The sequence below is a fragment of the Rhodococcus sp. B50 genome, from assembly GCF_013602415.1.
Lineage (GTDB): Bacteria > Actinomycetota > Actinomycetes > Mycobacteriales > Mycobacteriaceae > Rhodococcus.
This window is the reverse complement of record NZ_WPAG02000002.1, coordinates 1,959,447-1,983,588: the sequence shown is the minus strand read 5'-3', so window position 1 is coordinate 1,983,588 and position 24,142 is coordinate 1,959,447. Positions and strand designations below refer to the sequence as shown.

General features: G+C 68.8%; 22 protein-coding genes. 12 read left to right on the top strand and 10 right to left on the bottom strand.

The genetic code is table 11. The annotated features are described in order from the left end of the window. Window positions 1-29: 29 nt before the first annotated feature. Together GON09_RS09475 and GON09_RS09470 are read left to right on the top strand one after the other, a co-directional pair. Entirely contained in the window at window positions 30-389 is a 360-nt protein-coding gene (locus tag GON09_RS09475; RefSeq protein ID WP_213931574.1) for a DUF3817 domain-containing protein, read from the top strand. A gap of 114 nt (window positions 390-503) precedes the next feature. Then, complete coding sequence (locus tag GON09_RS09470; RefSeq protein ID WP_213934378.1) at window positions 504-1,391, top strand: tetratricopeptide repeat protein; 888 nt, start codon at window positions 504-506, stop codon at window positions 1,389-1,391. A 67-nt stretch (window positions 1,392-1,458) separates the two neighbouring features. On the opposite strand, the gene GON09_RS09465 is transcribed toward GON09_RS09470, so the two are convergent. The 3 genes from GON09_RS09465 to GON09_RS09455 are packed head-to-tail and all read right to left on the bottom strand — an operon-like array spanning window position 1,459 to window position 7,161. Beyond that, a complete protein-coding gene (locus GON09_RS09465; protein ID WP_213931573.1) occupies window positions 1,459-2,907 on the bottom strand; it encodes a neutral zinc metallopeptidase in 1,449 nt (482 codons plus the stop codon). Between the two features lie 28 nt (window positions 2,908-2,935). Beyond that, entirely contained in the window at window positions 2,936-5,146 is a 2,211-nt protein-coding gene (gene glgB / locus GON09_RS09460; protein ID WP_374195299.1) for a 1,4-alpha-glucan branching protein GlgB, read from the bottom strand. Beyond that, window positions 5,143-7,161 (bottom strand): alpha-1,4-glucan--maltose-1-phosphate maltosyltransferase, encoded by a 2,019-nt coding sequence (locus tag GON09_RS09455; RefSeq protein ID WP_213931572.1) that lies wholly within the window; start codon window positions 7,159-7,161, stop codon window positions 5,143-5,145. Before GON09_RS09455 ends, glgB begins: the two co-directional genes overlap by 4 nt. Window positions 7,162-7,655: 494 nt before the next feature. Here GON09_RS09455 and glgP point away from each other — a divergent pair, with 494 nt between their 5' ends. Then, window positions 7,656-10,232, top strand: a complete 2,577-nt coding sequence (gene glgP / locus GON09_RS09450) for an alpha-glucan family phosphorylase (RefSeq protein WP_213931571.1) — start codon at window positions 7,656-7,658, stop codon at window positions 10,230-10,232. Window positions 10,233-10,253: 21 nt separating this feature from the next. Here the strand turns inward: glgP and GON09_RS09445 are convergent, their stop codons facing one another. Genes GON09_RS09445 through GON09_RS09435 form a run of 3 tightly spaced genes read right to left on the bottom strand, consistent with a single transcriptional unit; the run spans window position 10,254 to window position 14,252 of the window. Continuing rightward, window positions 10,254-12,281 (bottom strand): ATP-dependent DNA helicase, encoded by a 2,028-nt coding sequence (locus tag GON09_RS09445; RefSeq protein ID WP_213931570.1) that lies wholly within the window; start codon window positions 12,279-12,281, stop codon window positions 10,254-10,256. Window positions 12,282-12,306: 25 nt separating this feature from the next. After that, the gene (locus tag GON09_RS09440; RefSeq protein ID WP_213931569.1) at window positions 12,307-12,915 is read right to left on the bottom strand and encodes an isochorismatase family protein; all 609 of its coding nucleotides are present in this window, start codon (window positions 12,913-12,915) and stop codon (window positions 12,307-12,309) included. A 5-nt stretch (window positions 12,916-12,920) separates the two neighbouring features. Next, window positions 12,921-14,252 (bottom strand): nicotinate phosphoribosyltransferase, encoded by a 1,332-nt coding sequence (locus GON09_RS09435; RefSeq protein WP_213931568.1) that lies wholly within the window; start codon window positions 14,250-14,252, stop codon window positions 12,921-12,923. A 69-nt stretch (window positions 14,253-14,321) separates the two neighbouring features. Here GON09_RS09435 and clpS point away from each other — a divergent pair, with 69 nt between their 5' ends. From clpS to rdgB, 7 genes are all read left to right on the top strand, one after another. Beyond that, window positions 14,322-14,654 carry an ATP-dependent Clp protease adapter ClpS gene (gene clpS / locus GON09_RS09430; RefSeq protein ID WP_213931567.1) on the top strand — a complete coding sequence of 111 codons (333 nt, stop codon included), beginning with the start codon at window positions 14,322-14,324 and terminating at the stop codon, window positions 14,652-14,654. 24 nt (window positions 14,655-14,678) lie between these two features. Continuing rightward, on the top strand, window positions 14,679-15,257 hold the full coding sequence (gene aosR, locus GON09_RS09425) for an oxidative stress transcriptional regulator AosR (RefSeq protein WP_213931566.1): 579 nt from the start codon (window positions 14,679-14,681) through the stop codon (window positions 15,255-15,257). Further along, on the top strand, window positions 15,254-16,348 hold the full coding sequence (locus GON09_RS09420) for a P1 family peptidase (protein ID WP_213931565.1): 1,095 nt from the start codon (window positions 15,254-15,256) through the stop codon (window positions 16,346-16,348). The genes aosR and GON09_RS09420 overlap by 4 nt, the downstream gene beginning before the upstream one ends. Before the next feature lie 26 nt (window positions 16,349-16,374). Next, window positions 16,375-17,001 carry a rhomboid family intramembrane serine protease gene (locus GON09_RS09415; protein ID WP_213931564.1) on the top strand — a complete coding sequence of 209 codons (627 nt, stop codon included), beginning with the start codon at window positions 16,375-16,377 and terminating at the stop codon, window positions 16,999-17,001. 129 nt (window positions 17,002-17,130) lie between these two features. Beyond that, on the top strand, window positions 17,131-17,892 hold the full coding sequence (locus tag GON09_RS09410) for a cyclic nucleotide-degrading phosphodiesterase (RefSeq protein ID WP_213931563.1): 762 nt from the start codon (window positions 17,131-17,133) through the stop codon (window positions 17,890-17,892). Window positions 17,893-17,926: 34 nt separating this feature from the next. Beyond that, window positions 17,927-18,715 (top strand): ribonuclease PH, encoded by a 789-nt coding sequence (gene rph, locus GON09_RS09405; RefSeq protein ID WP_213931562.1) that lies wholly within the window; start codon window positions 17,927-17,929, stop codon window positions 18,713-18,715. 7 nt (window positions 18,716-18,722) lie between these two features. After that, window positions 18,723-19,334, top strand: coding sequence for an RdgB/HAM1 family non-canonical purine NTP pyrophosphatase (gene rdgB, locus GON09_RS09400; protein ID WP_213934376.1), 612 nt, complete (start codon window positions 18,723-18,725; stop codon window positions 19,332-19,334). Here the strand turns inward: rdgB and GON09_RS09395 are convergent. Together GON09_RS09395 and GON09_RS09390 are read right to left on the bottom strand one after the other, a co-directional pair. Beyond that, window positions 19,331-19,738, bottom strand: coding sequence for a DUF3349 domain-containing protein (locus GON09_RS09395; RefSeq protein WP_213931561.1), 408 nt, complete (start codon window positions 19,736-19,738; stop codon window positions 19,331-19,333). The two genes, rdgB and GON09_RS09395, sit on opposite strands and share 4 nt — an antisense overlap. Window positions 19,739-19,881: 143 nt before the next feature. Beyond that, window positions 19,882-20,505, bottom strand: coding sequence for a TetR/AcrR family transcriptional regulator (locus GON09_RS09390; protein WP_244865460.1), 624 nt, complete (start codon window positions 20,503-20,505; stop codon window positions 19,882-19,884). A 56-nt stretch (window positions 20,506-20,561) separates the two neighbouring features. On the opposite strand from GON09_RS09390, the gene GON09_RS09385 reads away from it, so the two are divergent. Then, entirely contained in the window at window positions 20,562-21,803 is a 1,242-nt protein-coding gene (locus GON09_RS09385) for an oxygenase MpaB family protein (protein WP_213931560.1), read from the top strand. 83 nt (window positions 21,804-21,886) lie between these two features. On the opposite strand, the gene GON09_RS09380 is transcribed toward GON09_RS09385, so the two are convergent. Both GON09_RS09380 and GON09_RS09375 read right to left on the bottom strand, forming a co-directional pair. Next, window positions 21,887-22,342, bottom strand: a complete 456-nt coding sequence (locus GON09_RS09380; RefSeq protein ID WP_213931559.1) for an ATP-binding protein — start codon at window positions 22,340-22,342, stop codon at window positions 21,887-21,889. 55 nt (window positions 22,343-22,397) lie between these two features. Continuing rightward, window positions 22,398-22,754 (bottom strand): STAS domain-containing protein, encoded by a 357-nt coding sequence (locus tag GON09_RS09375; RefSeq protein ID WP_213931558.1) that lies wholly within the window; start codon window positions 22,752-22,754, stop codon window positions 22,398-22,400. Between the two features lie 177 nt (window positions 22,755-22,931). Between GON09_RS09375 and GON09_RS09370 the strand changes: the two genes are divergently transcribed. After that, window positions 22,932-24,116: a fused response regulator/phosphatase gene (locus GON09_RS09370; protein WP_244866066.1), complete on the top strand. Its 1,185-nt coding sequence runs from the start codon at window positions 22,932-22,934 to the stop codon at window positions 24,114-24,116. The last annotated feature ends 26 nt before the right edge of the window (window positions 24,117-24,142 follow it).

Sequence of the window (24,142 nt, the reverse complement as noted above, 5' to 3'; positions counted from 1 at the left end):
GTCGTAGAAGCTCCTGCACAATGGGCCCCATGACGAACATCTTCGACCTGTCCACGCCCGCGAAGCGTTTCCGCCTCGTCGCGATCTGGGAGGCCGTGACCTGGCTCGCCCTGCTGATCGCGATGTTCTTCAAGTGGGTGCTCGGATACGAAGAGGCGATCGCCATTCCCGGCATGGTGCACGGTGTCGCCGGGTTCATCCCGTTCGTCGCCATCGCCCTGATCACCGCTCTGCAGCTGAAGTGGGACCTGAAGACCACCTTCCTCGCGCTCGTCTCGAGCGTTCCGCCCTTCGGCACCATCGTCTTCGAGCGCTGGGCCGTGCGCACCGGGCGTCTCGGAGAGCTGTCCGCTCCCGCGACCCGCGAGGAAGCCACGGCCACCGCCTGACCTCGCGGGCGCACCCCCGGACCGCACAGCACGATTCCGGTCACTCGTGACAAACTGGTGTACGTGACTCGACCCGGTTCCCGTCCAGCACGTTCTACCGCCGTCGCCGCGGCGATGTCCGGCGCGGTGGATCTCTCACCGCTCAAGGAGAGGGCCACCGCGCCGCCTCCGCCTCCGGCCGGTGGCGACGGCGCCGCGCCCGGTGCCCTTGCCCCGATCGTGGACGTCACCGAAGCGACGTTCGAGACCGAGGTGCTGCAGCGTTCGATGCAGGTGCCTGTGATCGTCGACCTGTGGGCCACCTGGTGTGAGCCGTGCAAACAGCTCTCACCCGTCCTCGAGAAGCTCGCGAACGAGGCCGGCGGTGCGTGGGTCCTCGCGAAGGTCGACGTCGACGCGAGCCCGCGCATCGCCCAGGCGTTCGGTGTCCAGTCGGTGCCCACGGTCGTCGCGATCGCCGCCGGGCAGCCGCTCGCCGACTTCCAGGGCGTCCAGCCCGAACCCGCGCTGCGTCAGTGGCTCGATGCCATCCAGAACGCGGTCGTCGGCAAGCTGTCGGGCCCGCCCGGCGCCGAACCGGAGGAACAACCCGTCGATCCGCGTTTCGAGGCTGCCGAGCAGGCGCTCGAGAACGGCGACTTCGAAGGCGCCGAGGCTGCCTACCAGCTCGTTCTCAATTCCGAGCCGGGCAACACCGAGGCTCAGGCCGCTCTGCGCCAGGTGCGTTTCCTGGCCCGCGCGAGCATGCTGCCGGAGGATGCGGTCGAGCGGGCCGACGCCGCGCCGACCGATCTGGAAGCCCAGTTCGCGGCGGCCGACGCCGAACTGTTCGCGCAGCAACCGGAGGCGGCGTTCGGTCGTCTCATCGAGTTCGTACGTCGCAGCGCCGGGGACGAACGCACCGCGGCACGCACCCGGCTCCTCGAACTGTTCGAGTTGTTCGACGCCGCCGACCCGGTCGTGGTGGCGTCGCGGCGCAAGCTCGCGATGGCGCTGTACTGATCCCTCACCGACCCGTCGTACAAGTCGTACCGGCCGCTCACCCCCAGGGTGGGCGGCCGGTGTCGTCTCAGCGGTAGCGCCCGCTGCAGGCCGCTTCGCCGCCGAGAACCCCGGTCCGGAAGGCGTCCACGCGGGCGAATCCGCTCGGCACGGTGTTGCCGTTGACGTCGCTCGCCGCGAGACCATCGGTGAGCAGGCCCGAGACCGCCTCGTCGAGGTCGCCGGGAGACAGCCACACCAGCACCTGGCTGGGGTCGACATGCGACGCGACGGTGCTGTCCGGGCTCAGCGCCGCGCTGATCACCCCGGACAGGCAGGCGGCCCGCAGTGCCGTGCGTGGTTCGGTGAGCGACTGACCCGCCTCCTTCTGCACCGCGAGGGCGTAGCGCGACGCGACGAGCACGTAGGCGTTGTAGTCGCCGCGGACACCGGAATCGAACCCACTTCCCGACGGGGCGGCCGTCCCGCGTTCCGAGAGTGCTTCCATGTCGACGCCGACGGTGTTCGTCGCGGGGCAGTACGACACCGGTGAGGTGGCCTGGGCGTCCGCGCAGTCGAGGTCGGCACCCGACAGATCGAGTTGCGGCAGCGCACCGAGGTCGAAGACCTGATGGAACGACTCGAAGATCATCTCGACCGATTCGCCGGTGACCGGCAGCTCGCCGTCGTCCGCGCTGTCGTAGTACTGCGGCAGGTCGGCCCGCCGCGACTCGACCTCGGCGGCGTCGATACGCGCACACGAGGCAGCCCCGTCGGTGAAACCGATCTGCACGGCCGTCACGCGTTCGAAAGCGGAGCCGTGGATCGAGTCGGGATCGTTCGGGTCGACGTCGCGGAAAAGCACCATCGACGCGAGCACGTTGTTGAGACCGTCCGAGGTATCGAGCTGGAAGTGCGTCGCGCGGCCCTCCGCGACGTGCCGCATGAACGCACCGGCGAAACAATCGGCCTGCTGCTCGAACACGATGCCGGGATCGTCCTCGGCGACCAGACCCGCCGTGTGCTGAACGGCATGCCCGTACTCGTGGGCGAGGACCGTCACCGCCGCCATCGGACCGAAGCTGTCGATGAGCTGCGGCATGAGGAAGGTGCGGTCCCAGCCGATCTCGTCGCCGCCGCTGCAGTACGCCGCATTGACGAAGTCGTAGGTGGGTTTGCCGCAGAACCGCGGACCCCGCCGTTCGGAGGGATCCCACGACACGATCGTCTCCACCGGGCGGAAGGTGCCGCGGGCGACGGACGCGAACTCCTGACGCCAGTACTCCTCGATGTCGGCGATCGCGTTGCCGGCGAGGACGTCGACGGGACCGCCGTCGGTGTTCTCGATCTCCACGTCCGCATCGGGCACCCCGCTGCGCGGACCCGACGCCCCGGAGGTGACGGGCAGACCCGCCACGGTAAAGGGGTTGTCGTAGATCGACACCGCTGTTCCTTCGATCTGCTGGGCGCATCCCGCCAGCAGGACGACGGTCAGTGCGGGCACCACCAGTCGCGTGAACCGGTGCGTCCGTCGCATGTCGTTGTGCTCCTGTCGTCGGGCAGCGTCACCTCCGCAGCGACAACCAGATCGCGCCGTGCGCAGGCAAGGTCACCCGAGCCGATGCGGGGCGTCCGTGCCACGAGTGCTCGCCCGCTTCCACGGCACCGAAGTTACCCGCTCCGTTGCCCTGATAGTCGGTGGCGTCCGTGTTGAGGACTTCCTCCCACGTGCCCGGTTCGGGCAATCCGACACGATAGTCGGCGTAGGTCGTGCCCGAGAAGTTGTGCAGGCACGCGATCACCGAGCCGTCGCTGCCGTAGCGCAGGAACGACAGGACGTTGTTGTGCGCGTCGTTCGCGTCGATCCACGAATACCCGCCGGGTGTGGTGTCGAGCGTGTAGAGCGCCGGATGCGAGCGGTAGATACCGTTGAGGTCGCACACCAGACGGTGGATGCCGGCGTGGAGCGGCTCGTCGAGCTGCCACCAGTCGAGCCCGCGTTCCTCCGACCACTCGGCGACCTGTCCGAACTCCTGGCCCATGAACAGCAACTGCTTGCCGGGATGTGCCCACATGTAGGCGAGCATCGACCGCAGGCCGGCGGCGCGCGTCGCGTCGTCGCCCGGCAGGCGCGTCCACAGCGTGCCCTTGCCGTGGACGACCTCGTCGTGGCTGATGGGCAGCACGAAGTTCTCACTCCACGCGTACACGAGCGAGAACGTGATCTCGTGGTGGTGATAGGTACGGTGTACCGGGTCGCGGCCGAGATACCCGAGGGTGTCGTGCATCCAGCCCATGTTCCACTTCATGCTGAAGCCGAGGCCGCCCACGTTCGTCGGGCGGGTCACGCCCGGCCAGGACGTCGATTCCTCCGCGACGGTGACGATCCCCGGGTAGTGCTTGTGGACGGTGGCGTTGAGTTCCTGCAGGAAGGCCACGGCCTCGAGGTTCTCGCGTCCGCCGTAGATGTTCGGTGTCCATCCGCCCTCGGGACGCGAGTAGTCGAGGTACAACATCGAAGCGACGGCATCGACACGCAGACCGTCGATGTGGAACTCTTCGATCCAGTACAGGGCGTTGGCGACGAGGAAGTTGCGAACCTCCGGCCGGCCGTAGTCGAAGACGTAGGTACCCCAGTCCAGCTGCTCACCGCGGCGCGGATCGGGATGTTCGTATTGGGGGCTGCCGTCGAACCGCGCGAGGGCCCACTCGTCCTTGGGGAAGTGGGCGGGCACCCAGTCCATGATCACGCCGATCCCGGCGGCGTGGAGACGATCGACGAATGCGCGGAACTCGTCGGGGCTGCCGAACCGGGAGGTGGGGGCGTAGTAGGAGGTGACCTGGTAACCCCACGACCCGCCGAAGGGATGCTCGGCGACCGGCAGCAACTCGACGTGCGTGAAACCGGTTTCGAGAATGTACTCGGCCAGCTGGTCGGCGAGTTCGGCGTAGTTCAGGCCGGGACGCCACGAACCGAGGTGCACCTCGTACACCGCCATCGGTTCCTGCCAGGGCTGTGACTTCTCGCGGGTCGCGATCCACTCGTCGTCGTTCCAGGTGTAGCGACTCTCGGTGACCTTCGACGCGGTCGCCGGTGGTACCTCCGCGGAGAACGCCATCGGGTCGGCCTTGTCGCGGACCGACCCGTCGCGGCCGTGCACCCGGTACTTGTAGAGCGCACCCGGTTCGATGCCGGGCAGGAAGACCTCCCAGACACCGCTCGAGCCGAGCACCCGCATGGGGGCGGTGCGCCCACCCCAGCCGTCGAAGTCGCCGACGACGGTGACCCCGCGTGCCCCCGGAGCCCAGACCGCGAACGACGTGCCCGTCACCGGGCCGTCCGGGGTCTCGTAGGTCTGCGGATGTGCTCCGAGCACCTCCCACAGACGTTCGTGCCGGCCCTCGCTCAGCAGGTGCCGGTCGAGTTCGCCCAACGTCGGCATGAAGCGGTAGCCGTCCGCGACGACCTCGACGTGATCGAACGGGTAGGTCACCACCAGTCGGTAGTCGGCGAGATCGAAGACCGGGATCAGGGCGCTGAAGACGTCCTCGCCCACGGGTTCGAGCGGATGGTCGCGGCCGCTGATGCGGGCAGCGACCTTCTCGGCCCCGGGCCGCAGCGTCCGGATGACCGTCCCCTCCGGGTGCGGGTGGGCCCCGAGCACCGCGTGCGGATCATGGTGCTCACCGGCGGCGAGCAACGCGAGGTCCTCCGGTCGCGGGCTGTGGCGCCGGCGCGGCACATCGGCGCCCGGCGTCTGGGGCGGCACGGTCACGACTGCCTCCTGTAGGCGAGCGTTGTGCGGGTGGGGATGCCGATCGGGGGCAGTGCCAGGATGTGCGCCACCGCCCGCCACGGCTCGAGGCGCACATAGTTGGCCTGGCCCCACGAGTACTGTTCCCCACTCACCTCGTCGTAAACGGGGAAGTGGTCGTGCCAGTCGTGTCCGATCGCCGGCATGTCGAGCCACACTGTGCCCTGCTCGGCTCCGTACGGGTTGAGATTGATGACTGTGAGCACGCAGTCGCCGGTGGACGGATCGAACTTCGAGTAGGCGATCAGGGCGTCGTTGTCGACGTGATGGAAGGCGATGTTACGCAGTTGCTGCAGGGCCGGATGGGCCCGCCGGATGCGGTTGAGGGTGGTCAGCCACGGTTCGAGCGACTCGCCGCGCCGGCGCGCCTCGTCGAACCGTCGCGGCCGCAACTGGTACTTCTCCGAGTCGAGATACTCCTCGCTGCCCGGCCGCACCGCGAGGTGCTCGAACAATTCGTAACCCGAGTAGACGCCCCAGGACGGCGCCATGGTGGCGGCGAGCGCGGCCCGCAACGCGAACATGCCCGGCCCGCCGTGTTGCAGCGTCTCGTGCAGGATGTCGGGGGTGTTGACGAACAGATTGGGCCTCGCCTCGTCGGCCTTCGCGGCGATCTCGACACCGAACTCCGTCAGCTCCCACTTCGCGACCCGCCACGTGAAATACGTGTAGGACTGAGTGAATCCGCGCCGCGCGAGCCCGTACATACGGGCCGGGCGGGTGAACGCCTCCGACAGGAACAGCACGTCCGGATCGGTGCGCTTGACCTCGGCGATGAGCTGCTCCCAGAAGCTCGGGGGCTTGGTGTGCGGGTTGTCGACGCGGAAGATGTCCACGCCCAGCCGGATCCAGTGCCGGACCACGCGCAGGACCTCGGCGTAGATGCCCTCGGGATCGTCGTCGAAGTTGATGGGGTAGATGTCCTGGTACTTCTTCGGTGGGTTCTCCGCGTACGCGATCGTGCCGTCGGGCAGCACGGTGAACCACTCCGGATGATCCCGCGCCCACGGGTGGTCGGGAGCGCACTGCAGGGCGAGATCGAGGGCGACCTCGAGATCGAGTTCCTTCGCGCGGGTGACGAAATCGCGGAAGTCCTGTTCGGTGCCGAGTTCGGGGTGGATCGCGTCGTGGCCGCCCTCGTCGGAGCCGATCGCCCACGGCGACCCGACGTCGTTCGGGCCGGCGACGAGCGTGTTGTTCGGTCCCTTGCGGTTGACCTTGCCGATCGGATGGATCGGGGGCAGATAGACGACGTCGAAACCCATCGCCGCGATGCGCGGCAGATCGGCGGCGGCGGTGGAGAAGTTGCCGTGCCGCGGGGTTCCGTCCTCGTGCCACCCTCCGGTGGACCGCGGGAAGAACTCGTACCACGAACCGAACAGTGCGCGGCGACGATCGGCGAACGCCGTGAACGCCTTTCCGCGCGTGACGAGTTCGCGGAGCGGATGAGCTCGGAGGATCTCGGTGACGTCGGGGGAGAAGGCGGGGGCCACGCGCTCGGGCAGCGGACGGTCGGACCGCAGCGACAGGGCGACCGCGAGCAGGGCGGGACGGCTGCCACGGGGAGCGCCCTTCGCGGCCTTCTCGAAGATCCGGGCGCCGACCTCGAGATCGTTGGCGAGTTCGGTGGCATCCTGCCCGGCGTCGGTCTTCGCGGTGACCGCGTGGCGCCAGGTCGCCACCGGGTCGCTCCACGCCTCGACCCGGTAGGTCCACGCGCCGACGCTCGTGGGGGAGAAGGTGGCGTGGAAGGTGTCGGGTTCGGTGCCCGGCACCATCGGGATCCGCACCAGTTTGCCGGCGGATTCGGGGTCGTCGGCCGGTCCTCGGACGGCGAGTGTCGCGGCGATCGCGTCGTGGCCCTCGCGCCACACGACAGCGGAGACCGGCACCACCTCCCCGACGACGGCCTTCGTCGGATAGCGCCCTCCGTCGATGGAGGGTTGTACGTCGTCGATGGCGAGCCGACCTGTCACGCTAGCTCCGTTCCGTGCGGGTCCGGGTGGACGAGCAGGGCCGATGGGGGCAACGACCATGTCTCGCACCACCGTAATGGAGGTCGCGTCGCACGGCTGTGCATGCGGCGGGACCCGCGAAGGATCCCCTGTGCACCACCGAAAATATCTGTAACTCAGCGTTCACTTCAATTGACCGGGAGGCAACACCCCGCTCCCTACTGTTTGTTCTGCAAGACGACAACAGCCTCATCGAGGCACGACGAAGGGAAGAACACATGGGTCTGGTTGCCGGTCTGATCGGGGTCGTCGGAGACTTGCTGCACCTGCTCCTCGGCGGACTCTGAGTCCACCGGCCGACGGGGGGTCGGCCACCGGAGTGAAGGCCTCGCGGTGTGCACGCCGCGGGGCCTTTCCGTGTGCGGGGGATCCTGTGCGCGACCGGCGCGGATACCGGCACGTGAGATCCGCCGCCCGGCCGTCGCGAAGCGTCCCCGGTCGGTAGTGTGCACCCCGTGAAAGCACTGCGCCGGTTCACCGTACGAGCCCATCTTCCCGAGCGGCTGGCTGCCCTGGGAGCCCTGACCGCCAACCTGAGATGGTCGTGGCACCCGCAGACCCAGGACCTGTTCGAATCGGTCGACCCGGATCTGTGGCGCCGGTGCAGCAACGACCCCGTCCGGTTGCTCGGCGAGGTGCCGCCCGCCCGGCTCGACGCGCTCGCCGAGGACGGCGACTTCCTCGCCCGTCTCGACGCCGCCGCGGCCGACCTCGAGCACTACCTCGCGCGCCCTCGTTGGTTCCAGGAGCAGCAGGAACGCGGGACGACATTGCCCGCCGGCATCGCCTACTTCTCGATGGAGTTCGGTGTCACCGAGGTGCTGCCGAACTACTCCGGCGGCCTGGGCATCCTCGCCGGCGACCACCTCAAGGCCGCCTCCGATCTCGGCTTGCCGCTCATCGGCGTCGGCCTGCTCTACCGTTCCGGCTACTTCCGGCAGTCGCTCAGCGCCGACGGTTGGCAGATGGAGCACTATCCCTCCTACGACCCGCAGGGCCTGCCGCTGCGCCTGCTCACCGAAGCCGACGGCACCGCCGCGCTCGTGCAGGTCGCCGTACCCGGTGGCCGCACACTCGACGCGCGGATCTGGATCGCCCAGGTGGGGCGCGTGCCGCTGCTGCTGCTCGACTCCGACATCCCTTCCAACGACGAGGAGCTGTGCGGGGTCACCGACCGTCTCTACGGCGGCGACCAGGACCACCGGATCAAGCAGGAGATCCTCGCCGGCGTCGGCGGTGTTCGCGCGGTGCGTGCCTACACCCGCATCCACGGCCTGCCCGACCCCGACGTCTTCCACATGAACGAAGGGCACGCGGGCTTCCTCGGCGCCGAACGCATCCGCGAACTCGTCACCGGTTCCGGACTCGACTTCGACGAGGCGCTCGCCGCAGTGCGGGCCGGCACCGTCTTCACGACGCACACCCCCGTGCCCGCGGGCATCGACCGCTTCCCGATCGATCTGGTGCGGCACTACTTCTCGGGCACCAACGGCGAGAACGAATCGGCGCTGCTGCCCGGCCTCACCGTCGATCGCATCCTCGCCCTCGGGCGCGAGAGCAACCCGAACGTGTTCAACATGGCCCATCTCGGTCTGCGCCTCGGTCAACGTTGCAACGGTGTGTCGAAACTGCACGGCGAAGTCAGTCGCGGCATGTTCGAAGGACTGTGGCCCGGATTCGACGCCGCCGAAGTGCCGATCGGCTCGGTCACCAACGGCGTGCACGCCCCCACCTGGGCTGCGCGCGAATGGATCGCGCTCGCCAACCGCCTCGCCGGACCCGACCGCGTCGAGGAGGCCCGCGGCTGGGAACTGCTCCAGACCATCGACCGCAAGGAACTGTGGTCCACCCGGAACGCGCTGCGCGCCCAGCTCGTCGCCGAGGTGCGTCGCCGGTTGCGCGAGTCGTGGATCGAACGCGGCGCCACCGAGGCCGAACTGGGCTGGATCGAGTCGGTCTTCGATCCGAACGTCCTCACCGTCGGGTTCGCGCGGCGCGTGCCGACCTACAAGCGCCTCACGCTGATGCTGCGCGATCCCGAACGGTTGCGCGCCCTGCTGCTCGACGACGAACGTCCCGTGCAGCTCGTCGTCGCCGGCAAGAGCCACCCCGCCGACGACGGTGGCAAGGCGCTCATCCAGCAGGTCGTGCGGTTCGCCGACGAGTACGACGTGCGGCACCGCATCGTCTTCCTCCCCAACTACGACATGTCGATGGCCCGCTACCTGTACTGGGGCTGCGACGTGTGGCTGAACAACCCGCTGCGTCCGCTCGAGGCGTGTGGCACGTCGGGCATGAAATCGGCCCTCAACGGCGGCCTCAACCTGTCCATCCGCGACGGATGGTGGGACGAGATGTTCGACGGCGAGAACGGCTGGGCCATCCCCACAGCCGACGGAGTCGACGACACCCGCCGCGACGACCTCGAGGCTGCCGCGCTGTACGAACTGCTCGAACGCTCCGTGCTGCCGCGTTTCTACGACCGCGACCCCGACGGCGTGCCGGCCCGCTGGATCGAGATGGTGCGCCACACACTCGAGAATCTCGGTCCGAAGGTGCTCGCCTCGCGGATGGTGCGCGACTACGCCGTCGACTACTACATTCCGGCCGCGGCCGCGGCCGCGGAGGTGACCGTCGACGACTACGCGGGCGCGCGGGCGGTAGCCGAGTACCGGCACCGCATCGATGCCGCCTGGCCGGGAGTGCGTGTCGCGCAGGTGGATTCGACCCCGATTCCGGACGTGCCGCAGATCGGTCTGCCGCTGGGACTGACCGCGCACGTGCAGCTCGGTGACCTGACCCCGGAGGACGTGGAGGTGCAGGCCGTGGTCGGGCGTGTGGGCTCCGACGACACGCTCAGCGACCCTGTCACCGTGCCGATGGAGCACATCGGCACCGATCCGCTGGGGGAGGAGTTCACCGCGACGGTGCCGCTGCCGCTCGCCGGCGCCGTCGGGTACACGGTGCGGGTGCTGCCCAGGCACGATCTGCTCGCCTCACCCGCCGAACTCGGCATGGTCGCGCTCCCGTAGACGTCGGGACCCGCCGGGTGCTCAGCTGTGCAGACGCGTGAGTGCCCGGCGGACCACCGCCGGATCGGCGGTCTCCCAGAACGGCGGTAGCGACGCGCGCAGATAGCCGCCGTACCGCGCGGTCGCCAGACGGGAGTCGAGTACCGCCACCACACCCCGGTCGTCGGTGCTGCGCAGCAATCGCCCGACTCCCTGCGCGAGCAAGAGCGCGGCATGATTTGCGGCGACCGCCATGAACCCGTTGCCACCCCGAGCCTCGACGGCGCGCTGCCGGGCGACCAGCAGCGGATCGTCGGGGCGGGGGAACGGGATCCGGTCGATGATCACCAGCGACAGCGACGGGCCCGGCACGTCGACGCCCTGCCACAGCGACAGGGTGCCGAACAGGCTCGTCGCCTCGTCGGCCGCGAACTTCTCGACCAGCGCGCCGGTGGCGTCGTCGCCCTGGCACAGGATCGGCGTGTCGAGGCGCTCGCGTAGCGCCTCCGTGGCGGCCTTCGCGGCGCGCATCGAGGAGAACAATCCGAGTGTCCGGCCCTCGGCTGCGGTGACGAGTTCGGCGATCTCGTCCAGATGCGAAGGCGGCAGACCGTCGCGGCCGGGTGGTGTCAGATGCTTGGCGATGTAGAGGATCCCGGCCTTCGCATGGTCGAAGGGCGAGCCGACGTCGATGCCGTTCCACGCGAGATCGCCCTTGTCGGACGGTGGTTCGGCGCCCGATGCCGAGGTGGTGTCGCTGCGCGCGGACGACTGCGACGGTAGACCCCAGTTGACCGCCAGACCGTCGAACGATCCGCCGACCGTGAGGGTCGCGGACGTGAGGACGACGGTGGACTCGCCGAACAATCGGCTGCGCAGGAGCCCGCCGACCGACAACGGCGCGACCCGCACGGTCCGGCGGGCGTTGCCGCGGAACTCGTCGGCGGCCAGCCACACCACGTCGGGTCGTTGCGAAGGATCGCGCTGCTCGAAGGTCGTGAGCACACGAACCGCGCAGTCGTGCACCTCGTCGATGTCCGCCAGCGCCTGGCTGCGCGCGGCGGCGACCTCGGGATCGGTGCCGGGTTTGGCCGGTCCGATCGCCGTGTGCACGGCCCAAGCCGCGTCGCGGATCGATGCCAGCGCGGCCGCGGCGCCCTCTGGTAGTTCGTCCCAGCGCCCCGCAGGCAGCTCTTCGAGGAACGACTCCCAGTTCTCGGCGGCGCCCTCGAGCCGGTCGATCTCCTCGTCCTCGACGAGCTTGACGCAGCGCCGAGCGGCCGCCGACACCGTGCCCGACGACAGTTCGGCCGTGGCGACGTTCGTGACCCGGTCGACGAGTTCGTGGGCCTCGTCGACGACCACGACATCGTGCTCGGGCAGGATCGAGATGCCGGTGATCGCGTCGATCGCGAGGAGCGCGTGGTTGGTGACGACCACGTCGACCTGTGCGGCCTCGGCGCGTGCGATCTCGGCGAAGCAGTCTTCTCCCACCGGGCACCGCGACTTGCCGAGGCACTCGCGCGCGGTGACGCTGAGCTGACGCCAGGCCTGATCGGAGACGCCGGGGGAGAGATCGTCGCGGTCCCCGGTCTCGGTGGTGGACGACCACTCGGTCACCCGGCGCACCTCGCGGCCGATCCGGGAGAGAGCGAACGCGTCGAACAGTTCGGCGTCGGGCGTCTCCTCGGCGAGCCCGGTGTGGATCTTGTTCAGGCACAGGTAGTTTCCGCGACCTTTGAGAATCGCGAAACGCGGGCGCCGGCCGAGGGAGCCGGCGAGGGCATCGGCGAGCCGTGGCAGGTCGCGCTCGACGAGCTGCCGCTGCAAAGCGATGGTCGCGGTGGAGACCACCACTGTGCGGCCCGTCTTCACCGCGTACCGGATGCTCGGCACGAGATAGGCCAGCGACTTGCCGGTACCCGTGCCGGCCTGTACGGCGAGGTGTTCGCCGGTGTCGATGCTGTGCGCGACGGCCGAGGCCATCGTCAGCTGATTGCGCCGCTCCCTACCACCCAGCGCGTGCACAGCGGTTCGCAGCAGTTCTGGGACTTCGGGGAGATCCGGCACCGGCACAGGTTATCGGTCCCCACCGTCACCTCCGGGCCGCGACCCCGCCACCTGTGACTTCGGTGATATCCGGGACCTCGGTGAGCAGCTCGACACCGGCCTGCCGCATCCGCTCGAGCGCGTCGCGGATCGTCGTGTCCGACACCCCCGCCGTGTAGGGCAGCAGTACCCGGACCCCGAAACTCTCCGCGATCGCGTCGAGCGCGGTGGCCCGCACGCAGTGGTCGGTGGCGATGCCGACGATATCGACATCGGTCACGTCACGGTCGCGCAACCACGCCACCAGCGCCGTGCCATCCTCGTCGACTCCCTCGAATCCCGAATAGGCCGCGTCGGAAGCGCCCTTCGAGAAGACCGCCTCGAACCGGTCCGTGGTCAGCTCCGGATGGAAGTCCGCGCCCGGCGTGCCGGCCCGGCAGTGCGGCGGCCACGAGTCCACGAAATCGGGCTCCGGCGAGAAATGATCTCCCGGATCGACGTGGTGGTCGCGGGTCGCGACAACGTGCGCGTAGTCGTCACCGCGCACCTGCAGCAGACGAGTGATGTCGGACGCCACTTTCGATCCGCCCACCACGGCGAGCGAACCGCCCTCGCAGAAGTCGTTCTGGACGTCGACGACCAGTAGTGCGCGCACGGCACTCACCTCTCACGGACGAAACGGGTGGGGATCGCGGGATCCCCTGCCGAGAGCGTCAGGCCCTCCCAGGGCAGACTCACCATGCCCTGGCGGAGGAACTCCCGGCTCTCCTCCAGCGTAGGCAGATCGTCGACCGGCTCGCCGCCGCGAATCAACGGGATCATCAGCGAGTGGACCTGCGAACCCCCACCGGGCGGGACCTGCTCGGCCCGGGCGGGGTACACGACCTCCTCGACGAGCGTGCCCGTTCCCCGCGCATACCGGACGGCCTTCTTCGCGCCCCCACGGGATTCCTTCGCCGCACTGCGCTTCTCGACCGGGATGCCGTCGACCTCCACGAGCTTGAAGACCATCCCGGCGGTCGGGGCCCCCGAGCCGGTGACCACCGACGTGCCCACCCCGTACGCGTCGACCGGCTCGGCGCGCAGACCCGCGATGCCGAACTCGTCGAGATCCCCGGACATCACGATCTTCGTGCCGGTCGCGCCGAGTCCGTCGAGCTGCTCGCGCACCTGGCGCGCAAGCACACCGAGATCGCCCGAATCGATGCGCACCCCGCCGAGGTCGGGGCCGGCCACCGCGATCGCGGTGTTCACGCCCTCCGTGATGTCGTAGGTGTCCACCAGCAGGGTCGTGCCCACACCGAGGCTCTCGACCTGGCTGCGGAAGGCGGACGCCTCGTCGCGGCCCTCCGTCGTGGTGTGCAGCAGGGTGAATGCGTGCGCGGCGGTGCCTGCGGCCGGGATGCCGTACCGTTGCGCGGCCTGCAGATTGGACGTCGAGTCGAAACCGGCGAGATAGGCCGCGCGCGCCGCGGCGACCGCCGCTTCCTCGTGGGTGCGTCGCGAACCCATCTCGATGAGGGTGCGGCCGTCGGCGACACTCACCATGCGCGCCGCCGCCGAAGCGATCGCACTGTCGTGGTTGAAGATCGACAGGGTCAGCGTCTCGAGCAGCACGCACTCCGCGAAGGTGCCGCTCACCGACAGGATCGGCGAACCCGGGAAGTAGAAATCACCCTCGCGGTAACCGTCGATGTCGCCGGAGAACCGGAAATCGCGCAGCCACTCGACGGTGCTCGGCGCCAGAAATCCGGCCGCGAGTCCGAGTTCGGCCTCGTCGAACCGGAACGATTCGAGTGCCTCGACCAGCCGTGCGGTACCTGCCACGATGCCGTACCGCCGACCTGCGGGGAGGCGCCGGGCGAAGACCTCGAAGACGCACGGGCGGTCGCCCGAACCGTCCGCGAGGGCCGCCTCGAGCATCGTCAACTCGTACTTGTCGGTGAACAGTGCGGTGCCGGAGCGACCGGCACGGAGAATGGCTTCGGGCACTCGATCACTGTAGAGCCACGGGTACCGAGGCGGGTTTTTCGCGCTGCTCCGAAGTCGTACCCTGGGAACATGGCGCCGTGTAGCACGACCACTCCGCTCCACGTCCAGTTGATGGCAGGACAGGCCGTCCCGGCCGAAGCCGAAATCGTCGAGGAAGTCGAAGCGGTCGACAAACCATGGGTGACCGTGGTCTGGGACGACCCCGTCAACCTCATGCACTACGTGACGTTCATATTCCAGAAACTGTTCGGGTACAGCAAGGCCAAGGCCACCGAGCTCATGCTCAAGGTCCACAACGAGGGCAAGGCCGTCGTGTCCAGTGGTTCGCGTGACAAGATGGAACACGACGTGCAGCGTCTGCACGCCGCCGGACTGTGGGCGACGATGCAACGCGACGAATGATCCCCACAGGAGGGCCCGACCGACGTGCGGCAGTGGACCAGGAAGAACTCGCTCAGCGGCCCCAAACTCCGGTCGGAGATGGACGCCCACGAAGCGTCGGTGCTGCGCTCGCTCGTGTCCTCCGTGCTGGGCATGCTCGAGGAACGCGCCGGGCAGGCCCCGCAGGACGACCTCGCTGCCCTGACCGGTCTGCGCACCGGCAACGCCGTCCCACCCGAGATCCCCGCGCTGCGCCGCCTCCTGCCCGACTTCCACCGTCCGGATCCCGACTCCACCGCCAACGTGGGCGACGACGCTGCCGACCTCAACGGTGCGATGCGGAGCCTGCACGAGCCGAGCATCATCGACGCCAAGCTCGCGGCCGGCGCGGTCATCCTCCGCACCGTGCCCGAAGGCGGCGGCAAGGTGGTGCTCAACCCCGAACAGGCCGAAGCGTGGCTGTACGGACTCAACGACGTGCGGCTCGCACTCGGCACCACCCTCGGCATCGACGCCGACACCCCCGACGTCCTCGACGACGACGATCCGCGCGCCCCGCATCTCGACGTCTACCACTGGCTCACGTGGATGCAGGACTCCCTCGTCCAGGCACTGCAGCCGTGATCGTGCCGGGACCGACCGACTCCCTGCTCGACGTCGCGGGGCTCAGCGTCGGTCACTGGCAACGCCTCGACGCCGAGGTCACCGTCGGCACACCAGAGATCCCCGGCACGGGCGCCGCCACCGGATGCACCGTCGTACTCGCCGACCCGTCGGCCGTCGCGTCGGTGGACGTGCGCGGCGGGGGACCGGGCACGCGGGAGACCGACCTGCTCGATCCGAGCCACTCGGTGCAACGGGTCGACGCGGTCCTCCTCACCGGAGGCAGCGCGTACGGGCTGGCCGCCGCCGACGGCGTGATGCGCTATCTCGAGAAGAACGGCAAGGGGATCCCGATGGGCGCGCCCGGAGCGGTCGTCCCCATCGTCCCCGGCGCCGTGATCTTCGACCTGCCGGTAGGACAGTGGTCCGTGCGCCCGATCGCCGATTCCGGCTGCATCGCCGCGGCCACCGCCAGCTCCACGCACTTCGCCCGGGGGAGCGTCGGCGCCGGAACCGGTGCCCGCGCCGGGGCGCTCAAAGGCGGACTCGGATCGGCGAGCGTGCGTATCACGGACGGCCCTGCGGCGGGTGTCACCGTGGCGGCGCTGATGGTCGCCAATCCTGTCGGTTCGGTGTTCGACAGTGTCACCGGCCTGCCGTGGGGTGTCGACGCCGTCCGGGCCGAGGAGCTGGGACTGTCGTCGCCCTCGTCCTCGGATCTGGCCGCGGCCCGGGCGCTCGACGACAAGGGCACCGTTCTCAACACCACGATCGGTGTGGTCGCCACCGACGCGCCGCTGTCGAAGGCGGCGTGCCGCCGGGTCGCGGTCACCGGACACGACGGGCTCGGACGCGCGATACGTCCCGCCCATTCCCCGCTGGACGGCGACACGATCTTCGCCCTGTCGACCGGCACCGCCGACGTGTCCGGCGCACTGCGCAACGCGCCGTCGATCCCGGCCTTCGCCGCCGAACTGCCGATCCTTGCCGCGGTCTGCGAGGCCGCGGCCGTGGTGGTCGAACGCGCGATCGTCGACGCGATCCTCTCCGCGACCTCCGTCGCCGACATCCCTGCCTATCGCGACGTGCTGCCGTCGGTCTTGGGCCGCTGACCGATATGTGACGGCAGAATGGTTCCATGACCATTCCCAGCGGTACCGGCGCCGACACCCGCATCCGGCCGATCTGGCAACGTGCCGGCCTGTGGATCGGGGGATTCGTCGCGATGCTCTACGGCGTCGAAGCCGCCGACGCGGTGCTCCCGGCCGACCTCGACGCCGCCGGTGTCGAGCCCCGCACCGCCGACGGGCTGTGGGGTGTGTTGTTCGCCCCGATCCTGCACGCCGACTGGGCACATCTGACCGCCAACACCGTGCCCGCCCTCGTCCTCGGGTTCCTGGTGCTGCTCTCCGGTATCGGCCGCGGTCTGGCCGCGACCGCGATCATCTGGGTCGTCGCCGGGCTGGGGACGTGGCTGATCGCAGGCACGGGCGAGACCCACATCGGTGCGTCGAGCCTGATCTTCGGCTGGCTCACCTACCTGATCGTGCGCGGCATGTTCACGCGCAGAGGGGGGCAGATCCTGCTCGGTGTGGTGGTGCTGTTCCTCTACGGTGGCATGCTGTGGGGGGTGCTGCCGAGCGAACCGTGGATCTCCTGGGAAGGGCACTTCTTCGGCGCGGTCGGGGGCGTCCTCGCGGCATGGGCGTTGTCCGCCGACGCACGTCGTGCGCGCCGCACCACGACCTCGACCCTCCCGCACTGACCTCCACCGATCGGTCACGCGACGTGGCCGAACGATCTGCGCGTCACACCTTCACGGCCACTGTGAGTCTGCGCCGCAATACGTGCGTTGGCTTCATCGAGGGACCTTCGGCATGGCAGCATGGCGTATATGCGCATGACCGTTCTGGGGTGCTCGGGCAGTGTGGCCGGGCCGGACTCCGCAGCCTCCGGCTACCTGCTGACGGCACCGGACACCCCGCCCCTGGTCATCGACTTCGGTCCCGGCGTCCTCGGAGCGCTCCAACGCCACGCCGACCCCGGTGAAGTGTCGATCCTGCTGTCGCATCTGCACGCCGACCACTGCCTCGACCTACCCGGTCTGCTCGTGTGGCGCCGCTACTCGCCGTCCCCGCCGCAGGGCCGGGTCCTCACCTACGGTCCCGCCGGCACCGCCCACCGCATCGGTGTGGCGTCCGCAGAGATCCCCGGCGCGGTCGACGACGTCAGCGACACCCTGGACGTCCGGATGCTCGGCGACGGTGAGAAGATCCGGTTCGGGAGCCTGACCATCTGCCCAGGCCGTGTCCATCACCCGCCGGAGGCATACGGTTTCCGCATCACCAGCGACTCCGGCCGCACCCTCGTCTACACCGGCGACACCGGAATGTGCGACGAGGTGGTCGAACTCGCCCGCGGAGCCGACGTGCTGCTCGCCGAGGCATCGTGGACCCACGCGCCGGGGGAGCGCCCCGAAGGCGTACACCTGTCCGGAACCGAAGCCGGTCGCGTCGCGGCCCTCGCCGGTGTCGGCGAACTCCTTCTCACCCACATCCCGCCGTGGACCTCCCGCGAGGATGTCATCGCCGAAGCCAAGGCCGAATACTCCGGGCCGGTCCATGCTGTCACCGCCGGAGACGTGTACCGCATCTGAAAGGCCCGGTCCGGGATCGCCTAGGCTCGGACGAGTGACGACACGAGAAGACGGCAGAGCGGACGACGAACTCCGGACCATTCGCATCACCCGCGGATTCACCAACCATCCGGCGGGCTCGGTGCTCGTCGAATTCGGACAGACCCGCGTGATGTGCACCGCCAGCGTCGAGGAAGGCGTCCCTCGGTGGCGTAGGGGATCCGGGCTCGGTTGGTTGACCGCCGAATACGCGATGCTCCCCGCCGCCACCCACACCCGCAGTGGACGTGAGTCGGTCAAGGGCAAGCTCGGCGGCCGCACCCAGGAAATCAGTCGCCTGGTCGGCCGGTCGCTGCGCGCGTGCATCGATCTTGCCGCGCTCGGCGAGAACACCATCGCGATCGACTGCGACGTGTTGCAGGCCGACGGAGGCACTCGCACCGCGGCAATCACCGGTGCCTACGTCGCCTTGGTCGATGCGGTCGCCTACCTGCGTGCCGCGGGCCGCCTCGCCGACCCGCAGCCCATCTCGTGCCAGATCGCCGCCGTCAGCGTCGGCGTGGTCGACGGACGTGTCCGTCTCGATCTGCCCTACGAGGAGGACGTGCGCGCCGAGGTCGACATGAACGTCGTCGCCACCGAGACGGGCACCCTCGTCGAGGTCCAGGGCACGGGCGAAGGTGCGACCTTCCCACGCTCCACGCTCGACGCGATGCTCGATTCGTCGCTCGCCGGGATCGAGGAACTGTGCCGGATCCAGCGCGAGGTGCTCGCCGAACCGTACCCGGGTGCCCTTCCCGAGCCACTCGAGTCCGAGACCGTCAAGAAGAAGTTCGGAGTCTGACGTGCGGGTGCTGGTCGCAAGTCGCAATGCGAAGAAGCTGCGCGAACTGCAGCGCGTGCTCGACCGCGCAGGGATCGAGGGCATCGAACTCGTAGGCCTCGACACCGTCCCGCCCTACCCGGAGGCCCCCGAGACGGGGGAGACCTTCGAGGCGAACGCCGGGGCCAAGGCGCGCGACGGCGCCGCGGCCACGGGCATGGCCTGTGTGGCCGACGACTCCGGTCTCGAAGTCGACGCCCTGCGCGGCATGCCCGGAGTACTGTCCGCGCGTTGGAGCGGACGTCACGGAGACGACGAGGCCAACACCGCCCTGCTGCTCGGACAGCTGCAGGATGTGCCCGACGAGCGGCGCGGTGCCGCCTTCGTGTCGGCCTGCGCGCTCGTCGTGCCGTCGGACGACGGATTCGTCACGGCCGTCGTGCGCGGTGAATGGCGCGGCAGCATCGTGCGCGAACCGCGCGGCGAGAACGGTTTCGGATACGACCCGGTCTTCCGTCCGGAAGGTGAGGAACGCACGGCCGCCGAACTGTCCGCGGAAGAGAAGGACGCACAGTCGCATCGAGGTCGGGCACTCGCCCAGCTCGTGCCCGCCCTCGCTGCGCTCGCCGCGGCGGGTTAACGCGCGCCGGCCTGCGTTCCCCGCTCCTCGCGGGCGGTCGGGTCGGGTGTGACCTGCCTGTCCGGCTCTGCGGGTTCACCCGACTCGTCTCCGCGGGAGAGCTCACCACCCACGACGGGCCAGCCCGCAGCGACCAGCTGTTCGCGGACCCGCTCGACGTCCTGCGGGTCCGGTCCCTCGTGGATCACTCCTGCCACGATCTTCCGCAGGGTGTCGTGATCGACCTGCCGGTCCGGGTGCTCGGACGCGGTCGCCGCTGCCGTCTCGATCGCCTCGAGGAGTTCCTCGTCGGTGAGTCGCCGTTTGAGTACGGCCAGCAACGCAAAATGATCCTTGGCCGGGATTCCTTCGGGATATCCCGCCCGCAGCCAGTCCAGTACCACCCCTGGGTTCCACCGTGCCATCGTCGCCTCCTCACTCACCGCCCCGCATCGGCCGTTTCGAGTCCGAAGTACCCGGCGGGACCCCCTGTCGAAGTCACTGGGTTCCCGCCACGATAGCGAGGAACACCTGATTCGCCCCGTCAGGGCAGTGACATGTCTCCCTTTCAGGGCAGTGCCATGTCCCGCAGATACGCCGTGACCATGGTGGTGAGTTCGTCGGCCACCGTGTCCCGATCCACCGGGGGCCGGTCGAGCACGTAGGAGACGGCGACGTTCTCGACCGTGCGCCGGAGGATCCATGCGATCGCTTCCACGGGGCGGGTACCGCGTCCGCGGAGGTGGAATCGGAGCCACATGGTGAGCAGGTCGTCGATCCGGCGTTCGAAAGTGGCGAGCCGGCTGTCGGGGGATCGCGGTAGTTCCTCGATGAGCACCCGTAGCAGGCGCGGATTCTCGCCGAGTGCATCGAGCAACTCACCCATGGTGTCGCGCACCGATACGGGCGTGGGTGGGCCTTCCAGTGCATCCGCGAATACGCGCGAAATGCGAGTGTGCATCGCATCCGTCCAGCGATCGACGACCTCCGCGACGATGGCGTCCTTGTCGGGGAAATACTGGTACAGCGAGCCCGGGCTGATTCCCGCGACTCGTGCGATCCGGTTCGTCGAGGCCCCTTCGTACCCGTTTTCCAGCAGAACCGTGCGCCCGGCAGCGATGATCCGCTCGACCATCGCGCGGGAGCGTTCCTGTTGCGGCGCGCGCCGTCGACGCCGGTCGCTCGGGCTCATCGTCGCACCAGAAATACGAATTGAACGCGAATAACAGCTCGTGTGAACATCGCCTCATGGTGACACACGAGTTGCGGCGGGACGAGAGCACGCGTCCGTACCCCCTGCGGTACGAGGGCAATCGGCCCCGCAACGAGCGCATCGGGAAACCCTTGAAGACGTTCGCCCGGGTCCACGGGGTGGATCAGCAGCTGCTCGATCGCATCGGACGCAGGATGTTCGCCCGCGACGAGGTTGGGGCCGCGCTCGTCCGCGGCATGCGCCGCGACCGTGACGATCCGGAACGCGTCACCATGAAGCAGTTCCACCGGGCGCTCGAGCACGGCATCGACTCGGTGCCCGCCGCGCCCACCGCGCTGCGCGAGTTCTTCTCCGTCGTCGACACCGTTCCCGACTGGGTGGACTGGAACCTGCTCGAGCAGGGTGCGCGTGCGTTCCGTCGCATGGGCCGTACTCGCAACGACGTGCTGCTCCAACTGTCGCTCATCGGTGGCTATCGCTTCGGCGGGCCGCCGGATCTCCTCGTCGAAACCGGTGGCCTCACCGGCTCCACCGCCATGCGCCGCCTCGGCGAGACCCAGAAATGGGGCACCGCCGTCGGTGAACCGGGCGGCATGCGCCGGACCGGCGACGGATTCAAACTCACGGTGCACGTGCGCGCCATGCACGCGCTCGTCAACGAGCGGTTCGAGAACAACGGCCGGTGGGACATCGCGCGCTGGGGGCTGCCGATCAACCAGACCGATCAGGCCGCGACTCTCGGCCTGTTCAACGGCACTCTGCTTCTCGGTGCCCGCGCACTCGGCTACGTCGTGAGCCGCGACGAGTCTCGCGCCGTCATGCACCTGTGGAAGTACGTCGGCTGGCTCATGGGCGTCGACGAGGAGTGGTTGTTCGACTCCGAACGCGAGCAGCACCGGTTCAACTATCACGTCGTGCTCGTACAGGACGACGTCACGCCCGCAGGCGCCGATCTGTCCCGTGCTCTCGTCGACGGACAACGCACTCTCGACTACGGGCGTTTCTCACGGTTCCGGGGTGCCTACGAGCGCCGGCGGCTGCTCAGCATGCTGCGCTTCTTCCTCGGTGAGCAGGGGCTCCACGATCTGGGGCTGCCCGTCACCCCACCCTGGGCGGTGGTTCCGGTGATCGCGACGAACATAGTCAAGTCGCAGGTCCTGAAGAGATCGGCTGCCGGATGTCGACTGCTCGAGTATCTCGGCGACCGTGCGGCACGCCGCGAACTGGCACTGAAGTTCGGCACCGCGAGACCCGAGGTCGGCACCCTGCAGCTGTGACGAAAACGGCCGTGGGAGGAACCTCGGGTTCCTCCCACGGCCGTGTGCTTACGGGAACTCACGACGCGCGTCTACCGCGCAGATCAACCCGCGTCGTGTGATGAGAGTTCGCCGCCCTCCGCCTTCTCCGAGTCGTGGAGTGCCCATCGCATCTCGATGACCGTGCCCTCGGGGCCGGCCGAGACGTGGACGTCGCTGGCCAGATTGCGGATCAGCGACAGCCCGTGACCGCGTGAACGCCGGGCGTCGCTGTCGACGGCATCGTGCCACGAGCCGTGGTCGCTGACACGCACGACCACCTCACCCTCGTGTGGCAGGAAGGTCGCCTCGTAATCGAGGGTCCCGTGCGCATCGTCCGGCGCATAGGCGTGCTCGACGGCATTCGCAAGCGCTTCGTAGCTCGCGAGCAGTATGTCCTGGCGTTGGTCCTCGTCGAGGGGGAGCTTTGCCAGCCACCGCCTCGTGACGACCCGCAGTCCTGCAATCTCGGTCGGGTCGGCGTGCACACCCGACGAACGGATCTCGTCGGGAAAGAGCAAAGCTGACTCCTCGGGCGCAGACGACATGGCTCCTCGGTTCGTCGGGTACGGCGGTCTACTCGGAGACGCCTTCCGGCGAGGCATTGAGGCCGACGAGCGCGTCGTCGAGCTTCGGGTGGATCGCCAGGACCTCTCCGAGGCCGAGGAGCTCGAGCGGGCGTGCCGTGGCACTTCCGTGTGCGACAACGGCGAAACCGATGGCGTCGGCGGCTCGCTTGGACAACTCGACCAACAGAGCGATACCCATCGAAGCGAGGAAATCAACACCGCTGAGGTCGACGATCAGCCCGGTGATGTCGGTGTCGAGGAGCCCGAGGGCTTCCTTCTCGAGCAGCGGAGCGCTCGTCATGTCGACTTCGCCGGTGACGGACAGCACCGCAACGGAACCGTTGCGACCTGTCGAAAGAGTCATATGTGGATGCGCGGTCAGTGGATCGTTCACCTTGTCATCATGCAAGATCGTGCCGACAGATGCACACATCGGTCCGTCCGTCGTGGCCGCGACACTCTGTGACCACCCTGTGACCATGATGTCGTGGAGTCTGTAATGTTCCCTTTCGACCAGGGAGGGAGGGGCGGCCGAGTGGACATGCACCGAGCGCAGGGTGGGTCGGCCGAACCGCCGTCGTTGCTTCTCATCGAGGACGATCCCGGTGACGCGCTCATCGTCGAGGAGCTCGTCGTCGACAGCGCACCCGAGATGACGGTCGTGTGGGTCCAGACACTCGCACAGGCCCGCGACGAACTCACCACATCCCACCCGGATTGCGTACTTCTCGACCTCCACCTGCCCGATGCGAGCGGCCTCGAAGCGGTCGCGCGCATCCAGGAGATCACCGACTCGGTACCCATCGTCGTCCTCACCGGCCTCGCCGAAGAGCAGACCGGTCTCGCCGCACTCTCGGTGGGAGCCCAGGATTATCTCGTCAAGGGACGCGTCGAACCCGATTTGTTCGGCCGCGCCGTCCGCTACGCCATCCAGCGAAAGCAGACCGAGATCGCGGCGGCGGAACTCCAGGCGAGCCAGTTGCACGCGCAGGAGAACGCCCGACTCGAACGCGGACTGCTCCCGTCCCCGCTCCTGCGCGACGGTCAGGACTTCGACGTCGTCACCCGCTACCGTCCCGGCCGGTCCTCCGCGTTGCTCGGCGGCGACTTCTACGACGTCGTGCAGACCGACGACGGCACCGTGCACGTCCTCATCGGCGACGTCTCCGGTCACGGCCCCGACGAAGCAGCCCTCGGGGTCGGGCTCCGTATCGCGTGGCGCACGCTCGTGCTCAGCGGCGTCGACGGCCCTCGGCGGCTGCAGCAACTCGAGGAACTCCTGGTCGCCGAACGCACCGAGAGCAGATTCTTCGCGTCCATGACCAACCTCACCATGTGCGCCGATCGACGCACCGTAGAGGTCATGAGAGCCGGGCATCCCGGGCTCCTGCTGCGCCACGCCGGAACCGTCGACTGGGTGGAAGCCCCCGGCGGCCCGGCCCTGGGCCTGCTGCCGGGAACGGCGACCTGGCCTGTCCACACGATGGATCTGCCCGAGGACGGCGCGATCGTGCTGTTCACCGACGGACTGTTCGAGGGCCACCGCGGACCGGGACCGGAACGACTCGGCGAGGAAGGGCTCCTCGAGCTCGCGCGCGAACGAGCCCATCTCTCGCCCGCGGAGTTCACCGACGCCCTCATCGACGGCGCCGAGAAGCTCGCGGACAGTAGAGGGGGACTGTCCGACGACGTGGCAGTCGTCCACGTGCAATGGAACAGGAAGTGATCACCGCCGCATGACCGAGAGCGACG